This window comes from Vibrio sp. 1641, from assembly GCF_033339995.1.
GTDB classification, from domain to species: domain Bacteria; phylum Pseudomonadota; class Gammaproteobacteria; order Enterobacterales; family Vibrionaceae; genus Vibrio; species Vibrio alginolyticus.
This window is the reverse complement of the sequence record NZ_JAWOVP010000276.1, coordinates 1-624: the sequence shown is the minus strand read 5'-3', so window position 1 is coordinate 624 and position 624 is coordinate 1. Positions and strand designations below refer to the sequence as shown.

The 624-nt window shown below is 41.2% G+C and carries 1 protein-coding gene; it reads right to left on the bottom strand.

The features are described 5' to 3' along the window. Nucleotides 1-71 precede the first annotated feature (71 nt). Nucleotides 72-624, bottom strand: a 553-nt coding sequence (locus R7Z47_RS25495; RefSeq protein ID WP_318130847.1) for a hypothetical protein, incomplete at its 5' end; no start/stop codon positions are given.

Sequence of the window (624 nt, the reverse complement as noted above, 5' to 3'; positions counted from 1 at the left end):
GGTTTTTTATTGCTCGTTACTTACGGCTTTTGATCTAGTTCCTCATGCAATTATGTCGAAAAATGAGTCTTTCAGGCTAATGAGAGTCTGGGCAAAGGCAAATACAGTGTTTCGACAATATCTGATAGCACGTGATCATAGGTATTGAAAATCGTCAGTGACAGATCTGAGGTGATGCCATAAAGTTCTTCTTCTGTTAGTCCGGTGTGTTTTCCTTCGACATAGTCGTTTAACGCTTGTGTCGAACGTACGGAGATCGGCGCTGCGATAGTCAATGGTGCTATTACCGCTAACTGATTCAGTTTACGTGTCATTACAGATGCGTAGTTCTTTACTCGAACGCTTCCTCCTTGTTCGTTTAAGTCTTGAATGCTAATACGAAGTTGAGTCAAGGTTTCGAGGCTATCGATAATGGTTTGCCAATTCATGTGGTACTCATCATGCAATTCATCTCGTTGCTCAACTGCTAGCCACGCAATAGTGACTTCATCCATTAAAAACAAACAATGTCGAATCAGCTTTCCGTGCTCCATTTGATTTCTCGCGATGCTGTTTTCCTGCCATTGTTCTAGCAACTTACTGACTTTTATCTGTAACACACGATACATGGGTTTATTTTCAAAG